We start from the raw sequence: 533 nt of genomic DNA, 5'->3' as shown, positions 1-533 counted from the left end.
TTCGTGCGGTCGTGGACTTTCCGGAACCGGACTCGCCCACAATGGCCAGGGTACTCCCGCGTTTCATGGAGAAACTGACGTCGTCGACAGGTTTGAACTCGAGTCGCTTCTTGGTGACGGCGTTGCGTACCCGGAATACTTTCGAAAGGTTCGAGACCGTCAGGATCGGCTGCTGCTCTGCCTCGGCGTTGTCCGTTGAGGGCTTCTTCAAACGCACCGAGGTAGTGGAGGTGGCCGAGTTGACCAGCTTCCGGCCGGAGTAGCGTTCATCGACGCTTCGCCTCGATTGTGAACTCCAATAAGGTGTCGCTGCGTTGCGATGTTTCGGCCGAGGAGGTTGGGTTTCCGGTCTCGGTGGCTCTCTGGTGCAGATTGTCTGCCGATCACATTGCCACTCTTGCCACTAAGTTCGGCACGAAGCCGGGGGGTGCGGCATTCCCGGAAATTCGCTCAACCATCGTGACCTCCGGCGAAACCAACCTCCACCTCACCCTGTGGTTGCGGTCTGTGGAACACCTCCAGGACGTGGAAGT

Annotated in this window: 1 protein-coding gene and 1 pseudogene; one reads left to right on the top strand and one right to left on the bottom strand. The window is 58.9% G+C overall.

Annotation, left to right across the window (positions count from 1 at the left end):
- Nucleotides 1-217: ATP-binding cassette domain-containing protein (locus CXQ91_RS25665; protein WP_308471437.1), on the bottom strand; the 217-nt coding region annotated here is incomplete at its 3' end.
- A 71-nt stretch (nt 218-288) separates the two neighbouring features.
- On the opposite strand from CXQ91_RS25665, the pseudogene CXQ91_RS25140 reads away from it, so the two are divergent.
- Nucleotides 289-533 (top strand): annotated as a pseudogene (locus CXQ91_RS25140) (hypothetical protein); the annotation flags it as partial.

It is taken from the genome of Arthrobacter sp. Y81 (assembly GCF_002929335.1).
Taxonomy (GTDB): domain Bacteria; phylum Actinomycetota; class Actinomycetes; order Actinomycetales; family Micrococcaceae; genus Arthrobacter.
This window is presented reverse-complemented; position numbering and strand designations above follow the sequence as displayed.